This is a genomic window from Streptococcus sp. 3613 (assembly GCF_013277375.1).
GTDB classification, from domain to species: Bacteria; Bacillota; Bacilli; order Lactobacillales; family Streptococcaceae; genus Streptococcus; species Streptococcus pseudopneumoniae.
Map to the genome: position 1 here is coordinate 13431 of NZ_VMMV01000031.1, position 25714 is coordinate 39144.

Annotated in this window: 22 protein-coding genes; 1 reads left to right on the top strand and 21 read right to left on the bottom strand. The window is 41.8% G+C overall.

What is annotated here, in order from left to right; all coding sequences use genetic code 11:
- Positions 1-221: 221 nt before the first annotated feature.
- The 18 genes from HT708_RS03830 to pbp2b all read right to left on the bottom strand — a co-directional run bounded on the left by HT708_RS03830 (position 222) and on the right by pbp2b (position 22872).
- Positions 222-2930 (bottom strand): FtsX-like permease family protein, encoded by a 2709-nt coding sequence (locus HT708_RS03830; RefSeq protein WP_172926012.1) that lies wholly within the window; start codon positions 2928-2930, stop codon positions 222-224.
- 1 nt (position 2931) lies between these two features.
- Positions 2932-3633 (bottom strand): ABC transporter ATP-binding protein, encoded by a 702-nt coding sequence (locus HT708_RS03835; RefSeq protein WP_172926013.1) that lies wholly within the window; start codon positions 3631-3633, stop codon positions 2932-2934.
- 130 nt (positions 3634-3763) lie between these two features.
- The gene (locus HT708_RS03840) at positions 3764-6175 is read right to left on the bottom strand and encodes a glycoside hydrolase family 95 protein (protein WP_172926014.1); all 2412 of its coding nucleotides are present in this window, start codon (positions 6173-6175) and stop codon (positions 3764-3766) included.
- A 52-nt stretch (positions 6176-6227) separates the two neighbouring features.
- Positions 6228-6920 (bottom strand): phosphoglycerate mutase, encoded by a 693-nt coding sequence (locus tag HT708_RS03845; protein ID WP_000240129.1) that lies wholly within the window; start codon positions 6918-6920, stop codon positions 6228-6230.
- Between the two features lie 145 nt (positions 6921-7065).
- Positions 7066-9858: an isoleucine--tRNA ligase gene (gene ileS, locus HT708_RS03850; RefSeq protein WP_172926015.1), complete on the bottom strand. Its 2793-nt coding sequence runs from the start codon at positions 9856-9858 to the stop codon at positions 7066-7068.
- A 252-nt stretch (positions 9859-10110) separates the two neighbouring features.
- Positions 10111-10992, bottom strand: a complete 882-nt coding sequence (locus tag HT708_RS03855) for a DivIVA domain-containing protein (RefSeq protein WP_319637060.1) — start codon at positions 10990-10992, stop codon at positions 10111-10113.
- An 8-nt stretch (positions 10993-11000) separates the two neighbouring features.
- The gene (locus HT708_RS03860; RefSeq protein ID WP_001032411.1) at positions 11001-11786 is read right to left on the bottom strand and encodes an RNA-binding protein; all 786 of its coding nucleotides are present in this window, start codon (positions 11784-11786) and stop codon (positions 11001-11003) included.
- Positions 11783-12046, bottom strand: coding sequence for a YggT family protein (locus tag HT708_RS03865; RefSeq protein WP_000576513.1), 264 nt, complete (start codon positions 12044-12046; stop codon positions 11783-11785). Before HT708_RS03865 ends, HT708_RS03860 begins: the two co-directional genes overlap by 4 nt.
- Entirely contained in the window at positions 12046-12585 is a 540-nt protein-coding gene (locus HT708_RS03870) for a cell division protein SepF (protein ID WP_023933203.1), read from the bottom strand. The genes HT708_RS03865 and HT708_RS03870 overlap by 1 nt, the downstream gene beginning before the upstream one ends.
- A 9-nt stretch (positions 12586-12594) precedes the next feature.
- Entirely contained in the window at positions 12595-13266 is a 672-nt protein-coding gene (locus HT708_RS03875) for a YggS family pyridoxal phosphate-dependent enzyme (protein ID WP_050207849.1), read from the bottom strand.
- A gap of 4 nt (positions 13267-13270) precedes the next feature.
- Positions 13271-14530 (bottom strand): cell division protein FtsZ, encoded by a 1260-nt coding sequence (ftsZ, locus tag HT708_RS03880; RefSeq protein WP_000144268.1) that lies wholly within the window; start codon positions 14528-14530, stop codon positions 13271-13273.
- Between the two features lie 16 nt (positions 14531-14546).
- Positions 14547-15920, bottom strand: a complete 1374-nt coding sequence (gene ftsA / locus HT708_RS03885) for a cell division protein FtsA (protein ID WP_023936022.1) — start codon at positions 15918-15920, stop codon at positions 14547-14549.
- Between the two features lie 218 nt (positions 15921-16138).
- The gene (locus tag HT708_RS03890) at positions 16139-16843 is read right to left on the bottom strand and encodes a TIGR02206 family membrane protein (protein ID WP_001055261.1); all 705 of its coding nucleotides are present in this window, start codon (positions 16841-16843) and stop codon (positions 16139-16141) included.
- A gap of 90 nt (positions 16844-16933) precedes the next feature.
- A complete protein-coding gene (locus tag HT708_RS03895; protein ID WP_000804584.1) occupies positions 16934-17545 on the bottom strand; it encodes an NUDIX hydrolase in 612 nt (203 codons plus the stop codon).
- Positions 17532-18905, bottom strand: coding sequence for a UDP-N-acetylmuramoyl-tripeptide--D-alanyl-D-alanine ligase (gene murF / locus HT708_RS03900; RefSeq protein ID WP_000778737.1), 1374 nt, complete (start codon positions 18903-18905; stop codon positions 17532-17534). Before murF ends, HT708_RS03895 begins: the two co-directional genes overlap by 14 nt.
- 83 nt (positions 18906-18988) lie before the next feature.
- A complete protein-coding gene (locus tag HT708_RS03905; RefSeq protein ID WP_172926016.1) occupies positions 18989-20032 on the bottom strand; it encodes a D-alanine--D-alanine ligase in 1044 nt (347 codons plus the stop codon).
- Positions 20033-20207: 175 nt separating this feature from the next.
- Entirely contained in the window at positions 20208-20804 is a 597-nt protein-coding gene (recR, locus tag HT708_RS03910; protein WP_000966762.1) for a recombination mediator RecR, read from the bottom strand.
- Between the two features lie 10 nt (positions 20805-20814).
- Positions 20815-22872, bottom strand: coding sequence for a penicillin-binding protein 2B (gene pbp2b, locus HT708_RS03915; protein ID WP_172926017.1), 2058 nt, complete (start codon positions 22870-22872; stop codon positions 20815-20817).
- A 303-nt stretch (positions 22873-23175) separates the two neighbouring features.
- On the opposite strand from pbp2b, the gene HT708_RS03920 reads away from it, so the two are divergent.
- Positions 23176-24027, top strand: a complete 852-nt coding sequence (locus HT708_RS03920; RefSeq protein WP_023936026.1) for a MurR/RpiR family transcriptional regulator — start codon at positions 23176-23178, stop codon at positions 24025-24027.
- 61 nt (positions 24028-24088) lie between these two features.
- On the opposite strand, the gene HT708_RS03925 is transcribed toward HT708_RS03920, so the two are convergent.
- From HT708_RS03925 to HT708_RS03935, 3 genes are all read right to left on the bottom strand, one after another.
- Positions 24089-24439, bottom strand: a complete 351-nt coding sequence (locus HT708_RS03925; RefSeq protein ID WP_000384968.1) for a type II toxin-antitoxin system RelE/ParE family toxin — start codon at positions 24437-24439, stop codon at positions 24089-24091.
- The gene (locus HT708_RS03930; RefSeq protein ID WP_000150673.1) at positions 24429-24716 is read right to left on the bottom strand and encodes a hypothetical protein; all 288 of its coding nucleotides are present in this window, start codon (positions 24714-24716) and stop codon (positions 24429-24431) included. The genes HT708_RS03925 and HT708_RS03930 overlap by 11 nt, the downstream gene beginning before the upstream one ends.
- A gap of 96 nt (positions 24717-24812) precedes the next feature.
- Complete coding sequence (locus HT708_RS03935) at positions 24813-25697, bottom strand: ROK family protein (RefSeq protein WP_000150277.1); 885 nt, start codon at positions 25695-25697, stop codon at positions 24813-24815.
- Between the last annotated feature and the right edge of the window lie 17 nt (positions 25698-25714).

Sequence of the window (25714 nt, forward strand, 5' to 3'; positions counted from 1 at the left end):
CCGTTTGACGGGTGGTTATGATTTACGAGTAAATATAAGTTCAATCAGCTAAAAACAACTACCTTATACTCTTCGAAAATCTCTTCAAACCACGTCAGCTTTATCTGCAACCTCAAAGCGGTGCTTTGAGCAACCTACGGCTTGCTTCCTAGCTTGCTCTTTGAAACGGAGGATTTTTGTTTACGAGTAAATACAAGGTCAATCAGCTAAAAATAACTACCTTACTCTACAGATTTCAAGGCTTCAAGCATATCAACCTTTCTCAGATGATAATTGACAAAGAAACCAAGCAAGGTCAAAATGATGCTTACTGCTGCCACTGGAATTACATAGACTTCCCAGCCTACCTGCGGATAGAAGAGAATAGTCGCAGGCGAAATCATTTGAATCAAAAATTGGTGTAAATAGAAACCTGAGACCAGACCAAGTAAGATTCCCACAAGGGACAGCACAATCGTCTCACGGTAAATGTAGAGAGTGACTTCATTATTATGAAAACCGAGAACCTTGATAGTGGAGAGTTCACGGATTCTTTCAGCTACGTTGATATTGGTCAAATTGTAGAGGATAACAATAGCCAACAGAACCGATACGATGACCAAGATGGTCATGGTCTGATTGAGTGAACTTGCGACCGAGTCAAAGAGTCGAATGGCTGAAGCATTTTGGACAACGCTGGACACCGCAGATTGGTTCATAAGTAAGCCTGCCTGTCTTTCGATACTAGGAGCACTGGTATCCCTTAGCGAGACCAGATAAGTGTTGGCTTGGGGTAGCTGTCCATAAATTTGCTCATAGCTAGCCTGACTCATATAAATAAAATGACCAACGTAGTTCTCAGCAATGGCAACGACCTTTAGCTTCTTACCTTCAATTTCTAGAGTCTGTCCAATCTTGACACCTGCCAGCTGGGCGAGTTTAGCTGTAATAACGACGCCCTCTTTTAATGTCAGCTCCTGCTGATGATTTTGCAGATGAATAAAGGGAGTCAAATCCTCCTTCTCTGTCATCATAAGGGTAATTGTCTGAAGACCAGCCTTACCTTTGAAATCCTTGTCTAGCGTTTTAGAATAAATTTTCTGGTAATCTTGAATATCCTGCCCTTTCAATACTTCTTCCAACTCTGCCTTGTCTTGATTGGTCGCACTAGGATTTTCAGAGACAATCATTTGATACTGTTGGATTTTTTGAAACTGTCTAGGCGGAACTCCTGCTACAGAGGATTGGATTCCCAAGCCTGCAAAGAGCAGAGCGACTGAACCTGCCACACCAAAGATCGTCATCAACATCCGCTGCTTATAACGGAAGATATTGCGAGCTGTTACCTTATGGGTAAAACTGAGACGACGCCAGATAAAACCGATGCGCTCTAGTAAGATTTTAGCTCCTTTGACAGGTGGTTTAGGCAGTAAAAGCTGGGCTGCTTCATCATGAAGTTCCCTCCGAGCCACCAGATAGGCTGGTAACACACTCGCCAACCAACTCAGACCAAGTGCCAGTAAACTATAAGTCCAATAGAACTGAATCTGGGTTTCTCCCACCACCATGCCTTTTGTAATGACACTTGAAATCACACCGGCTAGTAAATAATGGCCAAGTATGCTACCAAGAGCTGTTCCGACAGTCCCAGCTACTAGACCATAGAGGAGAAATTTAACGATAATATCCTTACTGCGATAACCCAAAGCCTTAAAAATCCCTGCATGAGTTCGCTCTTCATCCACAAAACGAGTCATAGTTGTGAAGGTCACCATAGCCGCTACGGCATAAAGAACCACAGGAAAAATATTGCCCACTGCCCGAATACTGGCTGAAGCATTACTGTACATGAGGTAGCCTTGACCGCCAGGCATGGTCTGACGATTATATACTTGATACTTGGGCTCAACCAAATCATCTAAAACTTGCTGATGTTTTTCTAATTTTTCCTTTTCTTGGGCTAGATTTTGTTCAGCCTGCTTTAGTTTGTCCTCTTCCTTGCTCAATTCCTGCTTGGCTTGGGTAAGTTGAGCATGGGCCTGCTCTCTCTGGGCTTGAGGGAGCAAGGCTAGTTGACTTTCCTGAGCCTGTAAACGAGCTTGAGCAGTTGCTAAACGACGCTTGCCTTCCTGCAAATTAGTCTCAGCCTTGTCAAGGGTCTCTTGGCCTTTGTCTAAAGACTCTTGTCCTTCTTTTTTCAAGAGTTGCAGACGTGCCTTGCCATTATCTGACAAAGCTTGTTCAAGCTCTTCCTGATGTTGCTTGGATTTTTCTTCATAAGCTGATGAAAAAGCATTTAAGCCTGCTAAATCTTGATATTTCAAACGAGCTATATTATAGACTTTCTGATCAAACTGACTAGGTAAAATCACCCCATAGGCTGTCAGAGTCCCACTTCCACTTGCTGCGTAGCCCATATCTCGCTGGGAGAGGATTTCAGCTGAATCCATAAAACCAGTAATGGTATAAGTATGGTCTTTTAAAGAGGAATGACCCTCTTCTTTTTCTTTAAAACTAATCTCCTGTCCCACACGATATTGGCCTTGCAAATGACTTGCCAAGGCGATTTCCTTATCTGACTGAGGAAGTCGTCCCTCTCTTAGCTGAAAGGTTGAAATTCGCTCTGATTTGGAGTACAGCCGAATGGCATCCTGCCCATTTTCCATAGTCACATCTGTCAAATAGCCAAACTCAACCTCTGCGCCCTCCGTCTGTTTTAGTTCTTCTTGATCTGCTTGATCCAAACCATAATTAGACATAACTGCCAAATCCAAGGTTTGAGCAGTTGTTAAATAAGCATTAGCTGTCGCCTCCATGTTGGGGCTAGTCACTTTGAGGCCTATTAAGGCTAGAGACCCTAACATCATCAAGGTTAAGATGGATAAAAAACGCCCCTTGGAGCCTGTGAAGGACTGAATTAAGTCCTTCCAATAGGTTTTTCGCTTAATCATGCTAGTACTCCAAACTGTCAATATCCTGAGGATGCTGGTTGATCACCACATCCTTGACACTGGCATCGTGCATATGAATCACGCGATCAGCAATGGGCGCCAAAGCTCCATTGTGAGTCACGATAATCACCGTCGCTCCCTTTTGACGAGACATATCTTGGAGAATTTTCAAAACCTGCTTGCCCGTCTGATAATCCAAGGCTCCAGTCGGTTCATCACAAAGAAGGATTTTAGGATTTTTGGCTACCGCGCGTGCAATTGAGACTCGCTGTTGCTCCCCTCCAGAAAGCTGGGCTGGGAAATTATTTAGACGATGAGCCAGACCTACATCTGTCAGCACCTGCTCAGGATCCAAGGCATCTGTCACGATTTCAGAAGCCAGTTCCACATTTTCCTTAGCAGTCAGATTGGAAACTAGATTGTAAAACTGAAAAACAAAACCCACATCATTTCTACGATAATTGGTGCGCTGGTGGGAACTATAGTCTGCAATATTGACACCATCAATCCAGATTTCCCCCTCGTCATTGGTATCCATTCCCCCAAGAAGATTAAGAACCGTTGACTTGCCTGCACCAGACGCACCTAGAATAATAACCAATTCTCCCTTTTCAATCTCAAAATTCACATCACGATTGGCCACAATTTCCGTGTCCCCAACCTGATAACGCTTGTAACAGTGTCTCATCTCAATATAAGCCATAAAACCCACCCTCTCTCAAACAAATTACTTCCTACTACCATTATAACGCTTTTTTTACTGGTTGGAAACTGCTTACATTCTCAAATCCTTATTAAAAGGCAGTTTCAAATTACTGCCTTCTATTATCTTCTTAAAAAGAAAATTGAACCAGATCACCTTCTGCTGTTGCCACCGAAATACAATCTTTCTCTATGCATTTCGCTTTTATTTTTTCTTTATCCAATTTAATCACACTCTTCTCAATACCTGGATAAGAAACTCGCAAATCTCCCCCACTTCTTGATAAAATGGTCAACTGTAAGAGTTTTTTATCCGCCCACCTCATGCTAACTTCAAAATGTCCACGTGCCATTAAGCCTGAAACTAAACCTGATGACCATGCATCGGGTAGGGCGACTAAAGGTACCAGATAAGTTGCATGAGACTGGAGTAACATTTCTGCCATGCCACTAGTAGCACCAAAATTACCATCTATCTGAAAAGGAGGGTGGCTACACCAAAGATTTGGCAAGGTGGATGACTTTAACTGCTCTGCTAATAATTTATGGGCTCGATTGCCATCTCCTAGACGCGCCCAAAGATTGATCTTATTGGCCTTAGACCAGCCTGTACCCCCATCTCCACGATCACTGAGGCTAGCACGCGCCGCTTCAAGATACTCTTGTCCCTTATAGCTAAAGAGAGTTCCAGGATAGAGTCCCACCAGATGGGAAGCGTGCCGATGCTGGGCCTCCACTTTCTCATTTTGAAAATGCTGCTCTTCCTCCTCATACCACTCCCTGATTCGACCAGATTGAGTGATTTGAAGAGGATTAAGCAAGTCAAACTTCTCCTTGACCTCAGTCAACAAAGTCTCATCCAGTCCCAATTCCTGAGCAGCCTGAATAAAATCATGAAATAACTGCCAAATCAGAGATTGGTCATAGGTATTGCCAATCGAAATCGGCCCATGTTCTGGCGAATAAGATGGAGAAGAGACCCAACGCTGCGCCTGCTGATCCTTATGTAAAAAGGCATTCCAAAAACGAACCGTTTCCCTCAACATGGGATAAATTTTCTCCCTGAGATAGTCTTGGTCCCTGTAAAATGAATAGGCTTCATAAACGGTTTGCATCATCCACGCATTGGCAGCTGGTGACCAACCCCAATAGTAATCCCAACCAGGTGCTGTCCAACCAAAGGGAGTCGCTTGAGTATGAACCAACCAACCATTTTCCTCCCCTTCCTGAGAGACGATTCCTGCATACCTTGCAGCCGCTATGCGACCATAGACACGCAAATCATCTACATAGTTGATGACCGGAAAGGCCGTCTCTAGGAGATTGGTAACATAGGCTGGCCAATAATTCATCTGCAGATTGACATTTAAGTGATAGTCCGAATTCCAAGGAGGATTATCGACCGCATTCCAGACCCCTTGTAGGTTAGCTGGTAGAGCATCTGGACAATCTCTGGAAGAACTAATCAATAAATACCGTCCATACTGGAAGAACAGTTCCTCCAAAGCCTGCCCCTCTTGTGGCTTATAATTTTTTAACAACTCATCTGTAGTGGATGCGTCAACATCAGACCCCAAATCCAATTGAACACGTTGGAATAAGGCTTGGTAGTCCTGAATATGCCTTGATTTCAATTGGGCATAGCCCTTTTCTTTAGCTTTCTCCACCAAGTCCTTCACCTTTTGCTCCAAATCTAGTTTCTTGCGATAATTACTAGCAGGATTTTGAGCAAAATCCGTCTTAGCTGCTAAGAAGAGATTAGCATAACTAGCCCCTGATATCTGAACCTTATCCGACCAGACTCTAATATCACCATCAGTTTGCCAAGCTAGACAGCCAGCAAACCGCAGATTATTATCCTTAACTCTTCCCTTCATCAAGATATGAGAATCAGTAATATCCAACTTGCATTCCTTGTAATCAGATTTTTCCTGCTCATACTTTCCATCAGAAGCCAAATCACAGGTCAAGGATAGTTCTATAGTAAAATCTAGAGTTTCCAACCCTTCCTTAGTAAAATGTTGAACCAATAGATCATCTGGAAAACTCGCAAAGGCTTCACGTTCAAATCGCGTTCCCTTATAGGCATAAGAAGTCGTCTCAAGTGCCTTACTAATATTCAGCTGTCTCTGATAGTCCGTCACCTGAGACAAAGTTGTGCCTTGCTGGCTGAACTCAATGAAAATATCTCCAAATGACAGATAGGTCCCATATTGACTTGTTTTTGGCCCGACTAGGTGCTGTTCAGCCAGTTCCTTAGCCCGATTGTAATCTCTCTTCTCCAAAGCCTGGCGAATCTCAGCTAAAAAAACATACTGATCCTGAAGATTTCCACCTTGATAATCTGAACTATCAGGAAGTGGACCTCCAGACCAGAGACTTTTTTCATTAAATTGAATCCGTTCAACCCCTATAAGCCCAAATATTTTTGCCCCTAAAGAACCATTGCCTATCGGTAAGGCCTCTTCTTCCCAGCCCTTATATGTTGTTGACGCTGGTTGCTTGTAGGCCAATACATAATCTTGTTTTTTATTCCTTATCATACTACCATACTAACATAAAAAGCCTAGAAATCAATTCTAGACTTACAATTTTTTATTTTCCAAGGTAGTATTCAGAAACTACGTTCAATTTTTCATCGAATTCGAATACCAATGGTGGGAAGTTAGGGATTTCCACGTCCATGATCTCGTCATCTGACAAACCTTTGATGTGTTTTACAAGGGCACGGATTGAGTTACCGTGAGCTCCTACGAATACGTTTTTACCATCTTTAAGAGCTGGAGCGATTTTATCTTCCCAGAAAGGAAGGGCACGTTCCAAAGTCACTTTCAAGTTTTCAGCATCTGGAATAACTGAATCATCAAGTGAAGCGTAACGACGGTCTGTGTGAGCTGAGTGCTCATCATCACGGTCCATGTTTGGAGGCAATACATCGTATGAACGACGCCAGATGTGAACTTGCTCATCACCAAATTGTTCAGCAGCTTCAGCTTTGTTTTTACCAGTCAAACCACCGTAGTGACGTTCGTTCAAACGCCATGATTTTTCAACTGGAACCCACAATTGGTCAGAAGCTTCAAGAGCCAAGTTAGTTGTTTTGATCGCACGTTTCAATACTGAAGTGTAAGCTTGGTCAAATTCGATACCAGCTTCTTTGATCAATTTACCAGCGTCAATCGCTTGTTGTGTACCTTTTTCAGACAAATCAACATCAGCCCAACCAGTGAAAAGGTTAGCTTTGTTCCATTCAGACTCACCGTGGCGAGCAAAAACCAATTTTACCATTAGATGGATTCTCCTTTAAATTTTCCGAGGTTTCCCCTCGTTTATCTATTCTATTTTACACAATTTTTCACAAAAAAGCTAGTCATAACCAAAAAGGAAAGGACTGTTTGGCAATCCTTTTCCTTCTTAGTATCATACAACAACCTTACTTCTCTTCAAATCCTTCTGCGACTGCGTCCGCAAAGTTTTCTTCTACGATGCTTGCACAGTGGTCACAGATGACTGCCTGGTAGGTGCGTTCTGCTGTTGTTGGGTCGGTGCGACGGCAACGGTCACATACTTGGCCTGCAGCACGTTCAACTGTGAAGGCGACATCTTCGAAGCTAAGGGCAGCTTCTGGAGCTGGTCCTTCTGCGATGGTCAACTCAGACACGATCAAAAGTTGAGCTACATTGCTGTTTACTGCTTCGAGTAGAGTTTTCACAACTTCATTTGGATAAACTGTCAAGTGTGCTTCAAGTGATTTACCGATAACTTTTGCATTACGCGCTTCTTCCAAGGCTTTTTGAGCTTGTCCACGGAAATCCATAAAGGCAGCCCATGTATCCAAGACTTCTTCTTGATTAGCAAATGTCTCTGCTTCTGGTAATTCTGACAATTGAATAAAGTCTTCTGTTTTAAACTCAAGGTATGACCAAATTTCTTCCGCAGTATGAGGAAGGATTGGTGTCAAGAGTTTCGTAATTTTCACAAGAATGTCATAGAAGACAGTCTGCATTTGACGGCGTTCCAGTGATTTAGCTCCTTCAATGTAAACAACGTCTTTGGCAAAATCAAGGTAGAAGGCTGATAAGTCAACGTTGATAAAGTTCACCAAGGCCTTGTAGATCGTCAAGAATTCAAAGTTTGCATAAGCATCACGAATGGTCTTGACAAGCTGGTTAAAGCGAATCGTCATGTACTTATCAACTGAACGAAGCTCATCGTAAGCTACTGCATCTTGATCCGGGTTAAAGTCAGATGTATTGGCAATCAAGAAACGAAGGGTGTTACGGATCTTGCGGTAAGTTTCAGAGACTTGGCTCAAGATATCCATAGAGATACGTACGTCGTTGCTTGAGTCAACGCTTGTTACCCAGAGACGCAAGATTTCTGCACCAAATTGTTTTTCAACATCACTTGGAGCAATGGTATTTCCAAGAGATTTAGACATCTTCTCACCTTTACCATCAAGGGCAAAACCTTGTGACAAGATTTGTTTGTAAGGTGCTACACCATGGTTAGCAACAGATGTGATGAGTGATGAGTTGAACCAACCACGGTATTGGTCAGAACCTTCTAGGTAAAGGTCTGCTGGGTAAGTCAACTCAGGACGGTTTACTACCACTCCATTCCATGATGAACCTGAGTCAAACCAAACGTCCATGATGTCAGTTTCTTTTTTGAACTCGCCATTTGGTGAACCTGGATGAGTAAATCCTTCTGGCAAGAGGTCCTTAGCATCACGTTCCCACCAAATGCTTGAACCATGTTCCTCAAAGAGTTGAGCCACATGTTCAATCGTTTCAGCTGTCATGATCGCTGTACCATCTTCAGCGTAGAAGATAGGAAGTGGAACACCCCAAGCACGTTGACGAGAGATAACCCAGTCGCCACGGTCACGAATCATATTGTAAAGACGAACTTTACCCCATTCTGAGTGGAATTTCACTTTTTCAATTTCGTCCAGGATTTCTTGGCGGAATTTAGAAACTGAGGCAAACCATTGTGGAACTGCACGCCAGATAATTGGTTTCTTAGTACGCCAGTCAAATGGGTATGAGTGAGAGATTTCTTCTTGGGCAAGAAGGAGGTTACCAAGTTTTTCAATAACAGTTGGAACTACCTTTTCATAGAATTGGCCTTCAAACTCAGGACCAGCATTCTTCATCATGATACCACGTTCGTCAACAGTCACTGCGACTTCAAGACCATTAGCAATACCAACATTATAGTCGTCCTCACCAAAACCAGGGGCTGTATGGACGATACCAGTACCAGAGTCAGTGGTAACGTGGTCACCAAGGATAACGAGCTCATCTACTGCAGTATCCCATGGGTGTTCTGTCACGATGTGGTTCAATTCTTGACCACGGTAAGTTGCCAACACTTGAACATCAGCCCAACCAAATTTCTCAGACAAGCTAGTCAACAATTCTGCAGCAACGACAAACTTACGAGCTTCACCAGCAGGTTGAACCAAGACGTAATCAATATCCGCTCCAACAGTCAAACCACGAGAAGCTGTGATAGTAAATGGAGTAGTTGTCCAAACAACGATATAAGTATCTGTATCTAGAACACCTTTGCCATCTTTTACCTTGTTGGCATAGTAAAGGGAAGTTGAAACCAAATCATGGTATTCAATCTCTGCTTCAGCAAGGGCTGACTCAGATGACCAAGACCAGTAAACTGGTTTTGCACCACGGTAGATATAACCTTTATTAGCCATCTCACCAAATACACGGATTTGAGCTGCCTCATAGTCAGGAGTCAAAGTCACATATGGATTTTCCCAGTCACCAGAAACACCCAAACGTTTAAAGTCTTCACGTTGTTTATCTACTTGAGAAAGAGCGTATTCACGGCAAAGTTTTAAGTACTCAACCAAGTCCATTTCTTTACGTTTGACACCTTGTTTTGCCAAAACTTGCTCGATTGGCAGACCATGAGTATCCCAACCTGGGATAAATGGCGCGTAAAAACCTGACATTGATTTTGAACGAACAATGATATCTTTTGAAATCTTGTTCATAGCATGTCCAACGTGGATATTTCCGTTGGCGTATGGAGGGCCATCATGCAAGGTGAAATGAGGTTTTCCTTGGTTCAATTCTTGACGACGTTGGTAAAGTTTTGCATCTTCCCATTCCTTTTGCCAAACTGGCTCTTTGGTAGGAAGGCCTGCACGCATTGGGAAAGCTGTTTTCCCAAGATTAAGGGTATCTTTGAGTTTCATGGTATCTCCTTTATAAATAATCACAAATTAAAAACCACGACTGCCAAAAAGGACGAAAATCGTGGTACCACCTTTATTCGGAAAAAGATCTAGTCTTTCTCCCTCTTATCCCGTAACGTGGGGAACGTCAAATCTTACTCCATTCAGACTTGAGTTTTTGAGAGGATAATCTTATCGTTAGGGAATGCAGGACTCACACCATCTCCTGCTCGCTGGAAATATAAGGATAAGATATTGTTCTCAGAATATTTCTTATAAAATTGTAACGGATTCTTGCGGTGCTTCAAATCCTGGTGCTGAATCAAATGTTTCTGTAGCTGGTGTTGGAGCCGAAGGATGTACTGGAGCTACTTCTGGCTCTTCATACATTGGACCAACTGGATGAGCAGGTTCTTCTTCCATTTGAGGACCCACTACAGGAGTTGGAGCTTCCACTTCCTGTTTAGTCTGAGATTCAAATTCAGCCAATTCTTTATTGGCTGCTTCAATACGAGCCTGTAACTCTGCCATTTCTGCTTGAGAGAACTGACGTGTCATATCAATTGGTTCTTCCTCAATTGGAGCTGGAATCGGTTCTCCAAGTACCTCGCTAACCACTTCTTTAAAGGCTTCATCACTGGTTTGAAGATAAGTAGCTGTTGGGCGAAGAATATCTTCCCAGTCTGAAGATTCAACAATAGCCAACTGACTCTCAATTGTAGATTTGAGACGTTGGTGGAAGACACGGCTCTTGTTCTTCAACTCTTCGGTTTCAACAGCAACTTTCTTAGCATTGTCTGTTGCTTGACGAAGAATCTCGTTTGCCTTATATTTAGCTTCTTCCAACAAGCGTTGCGCATCCTGCTCTGCTTGATGAATGATATTGTTTGAACGTTCATGTGCTGCTTGTTTCACTCGCTCAGCTGTGTCTTGGGCAATCAATACAGACTGGCTCAATGAATCTTTCATTTCGTCAAAGTAAGACAAACGCTCTTCTAAACTCTTAATACGCAAATCTTTATCATGATTCGCACGAACAAGATCTTCGTAATCACGAACCACAATATCTAAAAATTCATCGACTTCTTCTGGATCAAAGCCTCTGAATCGAGTTCCAAAGGTCTTGTCCTTTATTTCTAATGATGTAATTGGCATTCTATTCCTCACTTACTTAATAATAACTGGACGGTTATTTTTTTCTTCTCTTTTTTCGTTTGTCCCTTATCTTGAAGTAATCTCAAGCGACCAAATTTTCTCACACTAATCAAATCTCCAACTTGAACAGTGTAATCTGATTTGTCTACCACATGATAATTTACTTGGACAAGTTTCTTTTCAATCAACTGGTTTGCTTGATTCCTAGATAGTTTCAAAACATTTGATAAAAGAACATCTAATCGAAAACTAGACACAGATAAATCCAGTTCTCGATACTGTTCTAGCTTATCTATTTTCTCGGCGAAAGGACGTTCCTCCAGCGAAACAGGTATACGGCCAATTTTCTTTAATCCATCTTGAAAGAGAAGAAGAAACTGCTGATTAATCATAATCTGCGCCCGTTCTTCATCTACTAGGATATCTCCAAAAAGTTTCCGTTCAATCCCTAATTGATTGATGACTGTCCCTAAAATCTTAGCATGCGTTAAATGTTCAAATTTATTGGAATACACAATTTCCTGAAGAGATATTTCAAAATCTGAAAACTCTGGTTGGAAATAATCTGGGTATAATAAAACTCGAACATACTCACTCGAGACAAATTCCCCACTACTGCTACAAGCAAGACCATAGGTTTTGGCCAAAATCTTTAATAGTTTCTCCTGATGAGGATTGATAAAAGGAGTTAAAAAAGGAGCATAGCTATCTTCTACCTTCTTTATCCATTCCATTCCCTTGTCAAGAAAGGGACGATCTTCTATGGAGAAATGCTGATAAATCCCTTTATTCATCCTATCATCGCCAGAAAACGGACTAGGTTTTCTCCTAAAAATCGAACCAAAACAATCGCAACCCAAACAGATAAATCAAGGCCCGCTATCTGTAAAGGCAGGCGTTGCAAGGGAGCAAGCACTGGTTTTACCAACGCTACAATCCAACGACCCAAACTGGATTCGTAGGCGCCTGGAAACCAAGACATGACAGCAAAGGCTACCAAAATCAGGGAGTAAATATCCACTGCATTATAAATCATACGAATTAAAAAAATCATTATCGTACTCTATTTCGTCTCATATCAAAATCAAACTCACCCTGTTGATCTTCATCTGGCAAACGAATATCTTCTACATTCACAATAACATTCACTGGTGTCAACAGATACATGGTAGAAGCTACTTTTTTCAGACTTCCAGCTAGAACATGGCAAGCCCCATCCAGGTAATCCAAACAACGACGAGCCTGCACTTCAGTCATATATTGAAAATCAATCAAGATACTTTCGTTTCCTGCCAATAAATCAACAATTTCTGTTGCATCTTCATATTTTCTAGGATAACGAACATCTATAATGACCTTATCCGTTGCACGCTGACTCTGATTTGCCAATTCCTGTTGTCTTGCATGAAGTCTGGTGATATTGTTCTCCTTTGTTCCAGCCGACTGTGAAGGGTGATTCATTGGGAGAGCCGGTTCCTGTGAAGAATTTACTGGAGTAAACACAGGCTCATCTCTTTTTTCATAAGGGAGACTTGAATCCTCATCCTCCGTAAAATAATCTATAAATCTATCGAATCTATCTTTTAAAGACATGGTTCTCTCCTACTCAAAAAATGATGTGCCTATACGAACAAAGGTGGAACCGAATTGAATCGCTTCTTTATAATCACGACTCATTCCCATACTTAACTCGGTCATAGGCATATTTGGAATTTGTTTCTCTTGAATTTCTCTTTGTAAATCTTGGGCCGCCTTGAAAATCTCTTTCAACTGCTCACTGCTAGCCTCAAAAGGTGCCATCGTCATTAAACCGACATATTCAATCTTATCTAGTCTGGCTAACTCTGGCAAGATTTCCAGCAGTTCCTCTCTCGAAAAACCGTGTTTGCTTTCTTCTTTAGAAATATTTACTTGAAGGAAACACTTGATGACTCGGTCACTTCTTTTTTGAATTTCCCCTGCTAGCTTTACTGAATCCAAGGCATGGAAATAATCAACGTATTGAATGACATCTTTCACCTTACGTCTTTGCAAGGTACCAATCAAATGCCAAGTCACATCTCGATCTTTTAGAGCTTCATATTTTTCCAGAAACTTATCGACACGATTTTCACCGATATGATGAACACCTAGCGGAAGCAAGGCTTCCGCTGTCGGTACATCTACATACTTGGTAACTGCAATGACAGAGACTGAACCACTCTCTCGATGAGCACTCAGACTAGCCTCTGCGACTTCTCGAAAAACAAGTTCTGTATTTTCTTTTACATTCATTTACTTAACGATTTTTGAAAAATGGAGGTGTATCCAATTCATCTTCATCTTGTGATGTTGGGGCTTCAAAGCGTTCAACTGGAGAAACGACTGAATCTGTTGTACGAACAATCGATTCACGGCGAAGATCCCAATCACCAAAAGCAGATGCCTGAGTTGGTTCCAAACGACGTGGATTTTGTTTTGGCAATTCAGCTGTTTCTGCCATATCAAAATGACGATCAAAGCCATGTGAATGAGCTGGTTTCACTGTCTCACGGTAGTTAGTAGTCGGTCTAGCTTGTGGAGCAACAGCCTTCTCTACGCGGTCTTGACGAACACCTGTTGCAACAACTGTTACACGAATTTCATCACGCATACTTTCATCAATTGAAGTACCGAGCCAGATGTTCACTCCTTGACCTGCTGCCTGGTTCACAATTTGTGAAGCCTCTTCTGCCTCAATCAAGGTTAAGTCAAGACCACCAGTTACGTTGACAATCACATCTTCTGCTCCATCAATTGTTGTTTCAAGAAGTGGAGAGTAAATTGCCTTACGCGCCGCTTCTACCACACGTTCTTCTCCACTACCGATACCAATACCCATGAGAGCATTCCCTTTATTTGCCATAACTGTTTTCACATCGGCAAAGTCAAGGTTAATCAATCCTGGATTGGTAATCAAATCGGTAATCCCTTGAACACCTTGACGAAGAACGTTATCCGCTTCGCTAAGAGCCTCCAAGAGCGGTGTTTTCTTATCAACAATTTCAAGCAAGTTGTTGTTTGAAATAATCAATAGAGTATCTACATGCTCACGAAGTTGGTTGATTCCTTCAACGGCAAATTGTCCACGTTTGCTTCCTTCAAAACCAAAGGGACGTGTCACAACACCAACTGTAAGAGCACCTAAATCTTTGGCGATACGAGCAATAACAGGAGCAGCTCCAGTTCCAGAGCCTCCTCCCATACCAGCAGTGATGAAGACCATATCTGCGCCACTGATAGCTTCCGTCAGTGTTTCTTCGCTTTCTTCAGCAGCTTTACGACCAACCTCAGGTTGACCTCCTGCACCCAAACCACGAGTCAATTTAGGTCCCAACTGAATAACAGTCTCAGCTTTTGTACTACTCAATGCTTGTACATCTGTGTTTGCTGCGATAAATTCTACGCCTGTAACACCTTCGTCGACCATACGGTTGATGGCATTGCCACCACCTCCACCGACACCAATTACTTTAATCACTGCACCTTGAGCAGCAGCTGTATCAAATGAAAATGTCATAATTTATTTTTCCTCTTTATTCGTCAAACATGCTTCCGATCAAGCCACGGAAACGATCTGCTAATTTCGGTTTATTTTGTGAAGCTTGTTGGAAATCCGCCATTGGTTCTGTAGGCGCCACCGGCTCTACTTCTGGAGCAGGAGCTGGTTGAACAGGCGTTGATTGTACAAACTGAGCTGTCTTTTGCAGCATCCCACCAAAACTAATTGGCTGATGACTTAAGTCATTCTCACCTTTTATCGCTCTCTGAGCCAAAAGATTCACTTCTGTTAATTGACCCGCAAATTCTGATAAACTAATCACATGCGCAAAGGCTGGATTACGGATACCAACTTGATTTGGAACATAAAGCTTGACACGGACGCCAAAGACTTCCTGAGCAAGTTCAACCATACCTGGTAAAATGGCATTCCCACCGATTAAGACAATACCACCAGGGAGCTCCAATAGACGTCTTCTATCTAATTCTTGCTTGATTTGCTCAAGGATGTGCTTAATTCGTGCAGAAATAATTTCTGACAAGTAGGCTTCCGTCACTTCAACTGCTTCTACTTCTCCAATAACTTCTACTTGGAAGGTTTCTTTGCTTGCAAGAGGCGGATAGGCTTCCCCGTAATTCAGTTTCAAGCCTTCCGCTAATTTGCGAGAGGTTTTCAAAACCTTGGAGATATCTTTAGTTACATAATCTCCACCTTCTTGGAGAATATGTGTGAACTGAAGTTCTTGGTTACGGATTGTAGCGACAGTCGTTTGACCTGCTCCCATATCAATCACTGTAGCACCAAATTCACGTTCACCTTCGTTCAAAACTGATTGAACCATTGCTAGTGGTGAAATAATAACATTTTCAACCTGTAGTCCGACACGTTCTACTGTCTTACGTAGGTTATGTAAAATAGTGCGAGGACCTGTATAAAGCAAACCACGCATTTCAAGACGAACCCCCATCATGCCACGTGGGTCACGAATCCCTTGGAAACCATCCACAATAAATTCTTCAGGAATAAAGGTAATGACTTCACGGTCAGGTGTCATACTCTTTGTCAAAGCTGATTTGACAACATTTTCAACATCTTGATCCGTAATTTCCTTGGTATCAGATGTTACTGGAATCATCCCTTGAGTTGGTTCTACCTGCAAAAGATTACCAGGCAAGCCGACATTCACTGATTTAATCGAAATGCCTGCCTTTTCTTCTGCTTGGGAAATGGCTGACTTGATAGCAGTTGCTGCTGCATCAATATCAACAATAATTCCATCCTTTACACCTTTACTTTTGGCATTACTCACGCCAATTACATTTAATTCACCATTTCTCTGCTCGGCTACAAGCACCTTGACAGAGCTTGTTCCAATATCTAGACCTGTAAAAAAGCCTTCTCTAGCCATTACATCGCATCCTCTCTATCTTCCAAGTTTCGCACTTCGTATTATTCCATAGCTAAACTTAGGCATAGCTATTCACAGAATATTATAACACAAAAAATTTAATCATGCTTGCTTTTTTCCTAAATTTCCCAGCCAATTTTTGAGTTTCTATGTTCAGAAATTCTTATTTTATAAGCTGCTTGTAAAAACTCTCTAAGACAAAAAAAGAAAGCTCTGTGTTAAGCTTTCTTTGCAATCATTTTTTCTGCTTCTTGAGCTAAAAAGAATTCTAAGATTTTCTTAGTCAAACTGATAGTAGCTACCAGCACAATTGAAACAAGTAAATAATTAGCTACTAGACCATGATCCCCAACCAATGGCGGTTTTGTCAAGAATCCGTAATCCCCACCTGTTACCAAATTGACCACAAAAATCAAGGCATTTAGGGCAAAGGTCATGAGAAAAATTCCCTTCACATCCAGCAATTTCGCACTATACTGTCTCAATAGATAAACTAGAGAGTTCCCCAAGAGTGCTAAATGACCAAAGATAAAGGATAAAATGGTGATATGTGGAAAAGGGTAAGCATCTGGCACTGGATAAACAAAGGCTGCTAATGTCCCAAATGTTCCCAATAATGCAAAGTATTGTTTATATTTGGACTGACCAGGAAGCAAGAGTACCACAAACATAGCCATACGGCAATGGTAAAAGGGTAGGCTTTCTGACAATGGCATATGATTGACCCAGTACCAACCATAAAGAAGGATCAACTGAACGGCCTGTAAAATCTGGAAAAATCGTTGGTAAACCTTCTTTTCACGATAGCGATAGGCTGTATAAAAGGTCAAGGCTAAGAGCGTAAATAGGCTAACATACCAAAAAAGGTCAAATTTAGGTGGTTCTGTTGGCTGAGTTGTAAAAAAAATATCCCATAAATTCATCTAGTCTTCCTCATAATTCAAAATTTTCCTGCATATTATTATACCATGCTATTTGTCAAAAATGGATTTAGAAATACGATAATCATCTTCTTAGTCAAGATATTGCTCCCTCTGACCTTGATAAACCTGCCAAAGAATCTCGATTTGCTCCTTGGTAATGCGTTTTTCAGATAAATTCGGCAGTTGGTCAATTGCAAAAAATTGAAGGTCAGCGATTTCTTGATTTTCTTGGAATTGTCCATCGAGAAGCTTACATTCAAAAACAAACTTTGCATATTGTTTGCTCTGTAGTTGGAAACGATTGGTATCAAAAACAGCTAGCAGTCTTTCAACTTTGGCTTTAAAACCGGTTTCTTCTTCAATTTCCTTGAGAATATTTTCAGTTGGAGAATAGCCGACTTCACCAAAGCCACCTGGCAAAGCCCAACTATCCTCTCCTTGTCCCCTAACCAGACAAATCTTCTCATCCTCAACAATCCAAGCACGGACGTCCATTAAGGGAGTCGCATAAGCGGAGGTCGGTTTCAAGAGTTCTGCCACTTCGTCTGCATCAAGGTCTGATACCTGATTCAACATTTCAGATAACAGACTTCGCAAGTCTTCGTAGCGCTCACAGTCAAAAGGATCTTTTGTAAAGGTTAAGCCAGTATCTGTAAGGGCAATCATTCTTTGCAGATACTTAACAAAATCACTTGGTTTCATTTTCTAAACTTTCTACCAACATGGCTAGGTTCATAGAGTTAGAGCCCTTGAGCAAGATTTGATCATTGGCACTGAGGCTTTCCTTGACCTGCTTGACTAGGTCTTCAAATTGGTCTTGGTCTTCTGTTTTCTTGAAATAGTAAACGTGGCCAATTGGGAACATTTGACTGGCAAGTTGGGCCAATTCAGCAATGTCTTCTCCGTAGAAAATCACGGTATCCAGCACATCTGGAGAAAGGCTCAAAATCATCTGATTATGGAGTTGAACTGACTGGTTACCCAGTTCCTTCATGTCCGCTAAAACCGCAATTTTCTTGCCCCCTTCATTGGCTGGAATGGCAGAGAAGGTCTCTAAAATCAGCTTCATAGCAGTTGGATTGGCATTGTAAACATCTGACAAGATGTCTGCTCCATTGGCTGCTTTCTTCCACTCGGTACGGTTACGCGTCAATTCAAGATTTTGGAAGGCCTGACAAATTTGTTCTTCTGAAACTCCTTCTTGTAGGGCCACATAAGCAGCAATCATAGCATTAGTGGCATTGTACTTACCAGTCACTGGCAAATCAAGGGCTTGTTCCAAGAAATTAGCTTTAAAGGTCAGACTGTCCTTACGCTCAACCAAGTCTGTGATTTCCAACTCTGCTCCTTGCCCAAAACGAACCACCTTTTTATCAGTTGGCAAGTAGGCCTCTACAATGGAGTCGGCTGGGGCCAAAAGCAAGGAATTCGAAGCCATGCCATCTGCAATTTGCATTTTTCCTTGGGCAATCTCCGAACGGTCTTTGAAAAAGGCCAAATGGGCTTCTCCAACCAAGGTCACGATGGCTATCTTTGGATGAGCCAATTCAGACAAGAGATGAATATCTCCCAAGTGATCCTGTCCCATCTCCAAAACCAACTTTTCTGTTCCTTCAGGCATATGGAGAACTGTGTAAGGAAGACCAATCTCGTTATTGTAGTTTCCTTGAGTTTTGTAGGTTTTGTAGATTGTTGACAGCAAATGTGCCAACATATCCTTGGTCGTTGTCTTACCATTTGAACCCGTAATAGCAAAGACATCAACAGTCGTTTTTTCAAGATAGTAGGCAGCTAGTTTTTGAAATGCAGTCAACACGTCGTCTACTAGAATGTAGGGATGATTTGCGATTTCTTTCTCAGACAGGGTTGCTACCGCACCATTTTCAAAGGCTGTTTCGATAAAGTCATGACCATCACGCGCACCTTTGAGTGGCACAAATAAATCTCCAGTCCCAATCAATCGACTGTCAAACTCAGCCTTTTCTAACTGGGCGTTCGCAAAAAGACTAACATCATTTTTAGCTCCAACAGCTTGGGCAACTTCATGGATTGTTAATTTCATTTCTACTCCTTTAAAAAGGGTCGAAGCCCGAGAACTCTAGTCACCTGGCAGTGATGGTTCTGGCTTCTACCCTCTCTTTCATTTTATAGCAAATGCGCTTCGCGCTTGTTAAAGCTTTCCTTGGCAAGGTCAACCAAACGCTCGATTAGTTCTGCGTAGCTGATTCCCATATTGTCCCAAAGTAGTGGATACATTGACCACTGGGTGAAACCTGGCATGGTATTGAGCTCGTTTAGGAAAATCTCTCCCTTATCTGTATAGAAGAAATCGCAACGAGAGAGACCGAGGCCTCCAATGGCACGGAAGGCCGTCTCTGCATTTTGACGCATGACAGCTACCACATCATCACTGATTTTGGCTGGGATGTCCATGGTAATCTTGTTATCAATATACTTGGCATCGTAGTCATAAAAGGCAACATCCTTGACTACTTCTCCTGGTAGCGTGCTTTTGACATCGTAGTTTCCCAAGAGACCAACCTCGATTTCACGGGCATTGACCCCTTGATCTACCAAGACACGGCTGTCATATTGAAAGGCAAGTTCCAAAGCTTGACGAAGTTCTTCTTGATTTTCAGACTTAGAAATACCGACACTAGAACCCATGTTTGACGGCTTAGTGAAGACTGGATAAGTCAATTTTTCTTCCACTTCAGCGATTTTAGCAGTCACATCATCCCCTTCAACGATAGCCACATAGGGAACTTGTGCAATGCCAGCAGATTCTAACACACGCTTAGTCGTGATTTTATCCATGGCAAGGCTAGATGACAAGATATTGCAACCGACATAAGGCATTTTCAAAACTTCCAAGAATCCTTGAACAGAGCCATCTTCTCCCATCGGACCATGAAGAACTGGAAAGACCACTGCGCCTTCTTCGTAGATAGCACTTGGTGCAACTTTCTTATCCCAATCAATGGTCGCATTGGTCATGAGACGGTCTTCTTGCCCCGGAGTCTGGCTAAATTCCTGCGTTTTGATAAAATCACCTGACTGGCTGATAAAGAAAGTCTTAACTGTAAAACGGTTGTAATTAACCGCACGCATGACACTTTCCGCTGAAAGGACAGAGACTTCCCGTTCCGCACTCCGTCCACCATATAAAAGAATAATCGTTTGTTTCATATTATTTGTCCTAATTCTACTAGAATACTCGCTTTTTAGTATATCATATTTGCTTGTTTTTTTAAAACTTGAACCTGATCCTACTCATCACACTATACAAAAAGAGGCCGATAGGAACAATTTTCAGCCTCTTTGATTTTTTATAAATGAATGGAGTTCGTAAATTTGTCTACACTTACAACTCTGTTCGATTTTCAATAGCCCGTAAGAGGGTCACTTCGTCCGCGTACTCGATATCTGCTCCCACAGCGAGGCCACGTGCCAGGCGCGTAACCTTGATCCCAGCTGGCTTGAGTAAGCGGGAAAGATACATGGAAGTCGCTTCCCCATCTGCTGTGGCATTGGTTGCTACGATTACTTCTGAAACCTCACTATCCATCAGACGAGTCATGAGACTCTTGAGATTGATATCATCTGGACTGATACCATTCATAGGAGAAATGAGGCCATGCAGGACATGATAGAGGCCATGGTATTCTTGGATATTCTCCATGGCTGCCACATCCCGACTATCCTCTAGCACCAAAATCGTTGTCTGGTCACGAGTCGGATCGGTACAGATAGAACAAGGATCGTCGTCTGTCAAACGTCCACAAACGGAACAGTAGGTCAATTCTCTCTTAGCAGAAAGGAGATTTTTTGCAAATTCATTGACATCGTCATCAGACATCCCAATCGTATAAAAGGCCAAACGCGTAGCCGTCTTAATCCCGATACCTGGTAACTTAGAATAGCTGTCAATCAGCTTGGCAATGGGTGTTGGATAAAGCATAATTTCCTTTCTAGTTCATTGGATGGTATTTTTGATACAAATTGATAATATCACGCGCAATGGAAGGTCCTACACCATTTGTTAAATTGGTATTATGAGGAAAGACCACTGCAACAGCGATTTGGGGATTATCAGACGGGGCATAGGCCACCGCATTAGTATTGGTTGCTTGCTGACCATCTGCCACATAGCTTTCGGCTGTACCCGTTTTTCCGCTAATGGATACCAAGGCACCGTTTGAAAAGGCACGTCCAGTTGTCAATCCGCTAGTCCCATGAGCAACCTGATAAAAACCTTGGTGCAAGATGCTCATATCGGAGTCGGATATATTGACCTTATTCATCTCTGTCGGTTGCAGTTGCTGAATCAGGTCACCCAGTCCTCCCTTATCATTATTACCATAAATGCCTTCAACAATACGAGGAGCCACACGAACACCATCATTTGCAATAGTTGCTACATACTGAGCCAACTGCATGGGCGTATAGTTATCAAACTGCCCAAAGGCATTAGTAATGTAATTAGCAAAGCTATACTCTTTGGGAACAAATCCAGTAGATTCATCTGGTAGGTCAATTCCTGTCGCAGAGCCCAAGCCATATTCACCAAAGGTTGAACGCAATTTCCCCATAGCAGACTCTAGATTGCTGGTGCCGACAAACATATTGGGTTGATAGGTTTGCCCCATAAGACCTAAGGCTGTTTGAACCATATAGGTATTAGATGAATACTCCAGAGCTTGGACCGCTGTGATAGGGAATGAACCGTAAGCCTGAGTATACCAAGAATTGATGGGAGCTGAACCTTGGAAGACGATGGACTGGTCTGTCAAGGTCTGGTTTCCTGACAAGACTCCATTTTCCCAACCTGAGCTGATGGTCGCCGCCTTGACAACCGAACCTGGAACAAAAACATTGGTTACCGTTCCCAAGGAATCAGGCGTCAACTCTCCCGTTTTCAAGTCATGTTTAATCCCTGACATAGACAAAACCGCACCTGTTTTTGGGTTAAGGGCGACTGCATAGACACCTTCAGAATACTTGGCTCCTCCATTTCCTAGCTCGGAATTGAAATAACTTTTCAGCAGAGCATCCACGCTATCTTGGAAGGCCAAATCAATGGTCAGCTTGATATTGTTTCCCTTACTACCTTCCTCAATTGTATCCACGCTTTCCATATTACCATATTTATCCAGATGGATTTCTTTTACCGAGCGTTTTCCTTGCAAGGTCTCTTCATATTGCTTTTCCAAATACGAAGTTCCAACACGGTCATTTAGAGAATAGCCTTTTTTAAGATAGGCTTCTGCTTCTTCCGCCGGGAGACCAGCTTTTTCACTGGATACACTCCCTACTATAGAAGAAAGAGAAGTTTCCAAAACCTTTCGATCCCAAGAAGTAGAAATACTAATGCCAGGCATCTCCTTTGAAATAGAGGCAATAACAGCCACCTGAGAATCATTTAAAGGATCTGTCGCAATGGTACCTGTCGCAAAGTTTCCAACAGCATTTAACTGACTAAAAAGATAGATTTCTTTCTTTTCATCCTCTGTATAGTTTAGTTGACTCGTTTGGACACTATCGACCGCATTGTTATACAGTTCTGATTCGGATAGGCGATTGCCATCTGAATCCAAGCGTTTCTCGCTTGGGAGAGCCTCCACTGTCTGTTTATAGATTTCAGAATCAGCCAAATAGTAATCCGCCAGCTGGCGTTCTGTCAAATTTAGAGAGCTGATGCTCACATAAGTCAGTAACTTTTTAGCTGTTTCTTTTAAGTCTGTAGCCGTCATTTTATTGCTACGCGTAAAGGAAACAACCTTCTTTAGCGTATTTTCTACCAAAGGTTTCCCACTAGCATCATAAATTTCCCCACGGGCAGAACTGCTTGTGACCTTGGTCTGACTAGCTGATGCTAGCTTTTTTTCGTAAAAATCCTTGTTTAAAACCTGCATATACAACAAACGACCAATAATGGTCATAAAGAGTAAAATGATGATTGAAAACAATAAATTAAGCCGAATCGGAATCGAATGGCTGTTAAATCTTCTCATACAAATCAGTCTCATTTCTAATACTCAATGAAAATCAAAGAGCAAACTAGGAAGCTAGCCGCAGGCTGTACTTGAGTACGGCAAGGCAACGATGACGTAGTTTGAAGAGATTTTCGAAGAGTATAATTAAAATCTTATTCTTAATTGTACCACAATTTGAGTAGAAAATTATGGAAAAGTAAGAAGCTTTTTCGACTTTTTCGTTTTTAAAACAGAGATGCGTTTTTATTTATCTATCCTTATATTATGTGTTATAATGAAGTGTGACTATTCCCTGATCTAGTCTTCCAGTATGACTCATGTAAAGGAGCTTTCCCTATGGACAAACCAGATATCGCAACTATCATTGATTCACATTTTGAAGAAATGACAGACCTAGAGCAAGAAATCGCTCACTATTTTTTGCAAGCTGAAACGATTACAGATGATTTATCTTCTCAACAAGTCACCCAAAAATTACATATTTCTCAAGCTGCTTTGACCCGCTTTGCTAAAAAGTGTGGCTTTACTGGCTACCGAGAATTTATTTTCCAATACCAACATCAGGCAGAAAATCAAGCCAACCAAGTCTCCAAGCACAGTCCACTGACCAAACGAGTCCTCAGAAGTTATAGCAACATGAGGGAACAAACACAAGACTTGATTGACGAAATCCAACTAGAACGAATTGCCCAGCTAATCGAAGATGCTGAGCGTGTCTACTTCTTCGGAACAGGGAGTTCTGGCCTCGTCGCCCGTGAAATGAAATTGCGGTTCATGCGTCTGGGTGTGGTCTGCGAAGCCTTGACCGATCAAGATGGCTTTGCATGGACAACCAGCATTATGGAGGAAAATTGTCTCGTACTGGGCTTCTCACTTTCTGGTACAACACCTTCTATTTTAGATAGTCTATTAGATGCCAAGGAGATGGGGGCAAAGACTGTACTCTTTTCAAGTGTTCCCAATAAAGATAGCCAGGCCTACACAGAGACTGTTCTTGTAGCCACCCACAGCCAGCCTTCCTATATCCAACGAATATCCGCTCAACTTCCTATGCTCTTCTTTATCGATTTGATTTATGCCTACTTTTTGGAAATCAATCGCGAAAGCAAGGAAAAAATCTTTAATAGCTACTGGGAAAATAAGAAACTCAACGGCTATCGTAGACAAAAACGTGTCAGAAAATCCTAGTTTGGCTTAGCCAAACTAGGATTTTTATTCATCACCAAACATACCTCTTCAAGATTATAAATTAGTCATATCTTGACTTAGTCTTGAATAATTTCATGTAATCACTTTTTGAAGGGAGTAAATAAGCAAGTCTGACGGTATCCTCAACAATTGTATACAATACAATGTAATCCTTACTCAAGGTCAACCCTCGCGTTTGGTAGCGAGGGTCTAATTTCTTACCAAATTTTTCATCAGCATCAAATCCAGCTTGGGGGAAAATTTCTAGCCGATTAATATCTTTTCTAATATTGGCTACTTTTCGTCTCGCAGCCTCTACAGAACCGATTTCCTCCGCTATATACTGATATATTTTATCCAGACTATCAATCACTCTAGGAGAATACAAAATCCTATATCTTTTATAATCCATAGCGTGTCACGACATCCTCATCTGTCAAGTAATTTCCAGCCTCAATCTTGGCATAACTTTCTTGAACTTCTGCTTGTAATTGTCTAAACAAATACTCCTTCTCTAATTCCTCTTCACTCAGTAAATCTACTTCATTTGTTACGGCAACATTCTTTAAAAATAATCTGAGTGCTGATGAAAGAGAGAGATTTTTTTCTTTTAACACTTCCATGGCATCATTTACTAATTCTCTATTAGCTTGGAAGGTCACAATCTTACTTGAATTCGCTATAGTCATTTTATATAATTCCTTTATATATTTTATTTATTATCTCACAATTATAAAGAAAGTCAAGGGAATTTGATTAGAAAATCCTAGTTTGGCTGAGCCAAACTAGGATTGTTTTGTCTTAAAATGATAATATGCACCAAGCATACCTGCTGTATTCTGGTGATGGGCAAATTCTAATCGTGTTTTTTCTGCTAAACTTGGTACCAAAGCCTCTTTCAAGGCTGTGCGGATCTTAGGTTTGAGGATAGCCTCTTGCCCCATGATACCACCACCAAGAATAACCACTTCTGGATTGGCAACGTAGCAAATATTTGCCAGACCTTTTCCTAGATAGTCTACCATGCGGTCAATACCTTCCATGCAGAGTTTATTGCCTTCAGTGGCTTCCTTGAAAATGCGTCGGCCATTCCACTGATCAACATCTTCTCCATGAGATGTTGCTACATACTCCACCAAGGCTGTGGTAGAAGCGAGATCCTGAAAAGCTCCATCTTGCATATGCATATACCCGACTTCACAGGCCGAATTGCTAAAACCATGGAAGACTTTCCCATCCATAATCAAGCAACCACCGATACCTGTTCCAATGGTCAAGCAAAGGGTGACACTTGCTCCCTTACCTGAACCAGATACTGCCTCAGCCAGACCTGCACAGTTGACATCATTTTCAATCTCACAAGGAATAGCAAAGCTTTCTTCGATTTCCTTCTTGAACTGGGTTCCTGCATAATTTGGAATCTGAGGTCCAGCGTAGAAAATTTCCCCCTTATCAGGATCCACCATTCCTGCAGAAGAAATGGCAACACCTGCTACTGGGCCTTTTTCTAAATAGCTGGCTACAATATCTTTGGTTTTTTGTAAGATATGAGATCCACCCTTATACGCTTCAGTTGGCATTTCATGCGATTCAAGAAGTTGCCCCTCTTGATCAACCAAACCATACTTGATGTTGGTTCCACCTATATCAATTGCAACGTAGTGTGTCATAAATACCTCCTTATGGA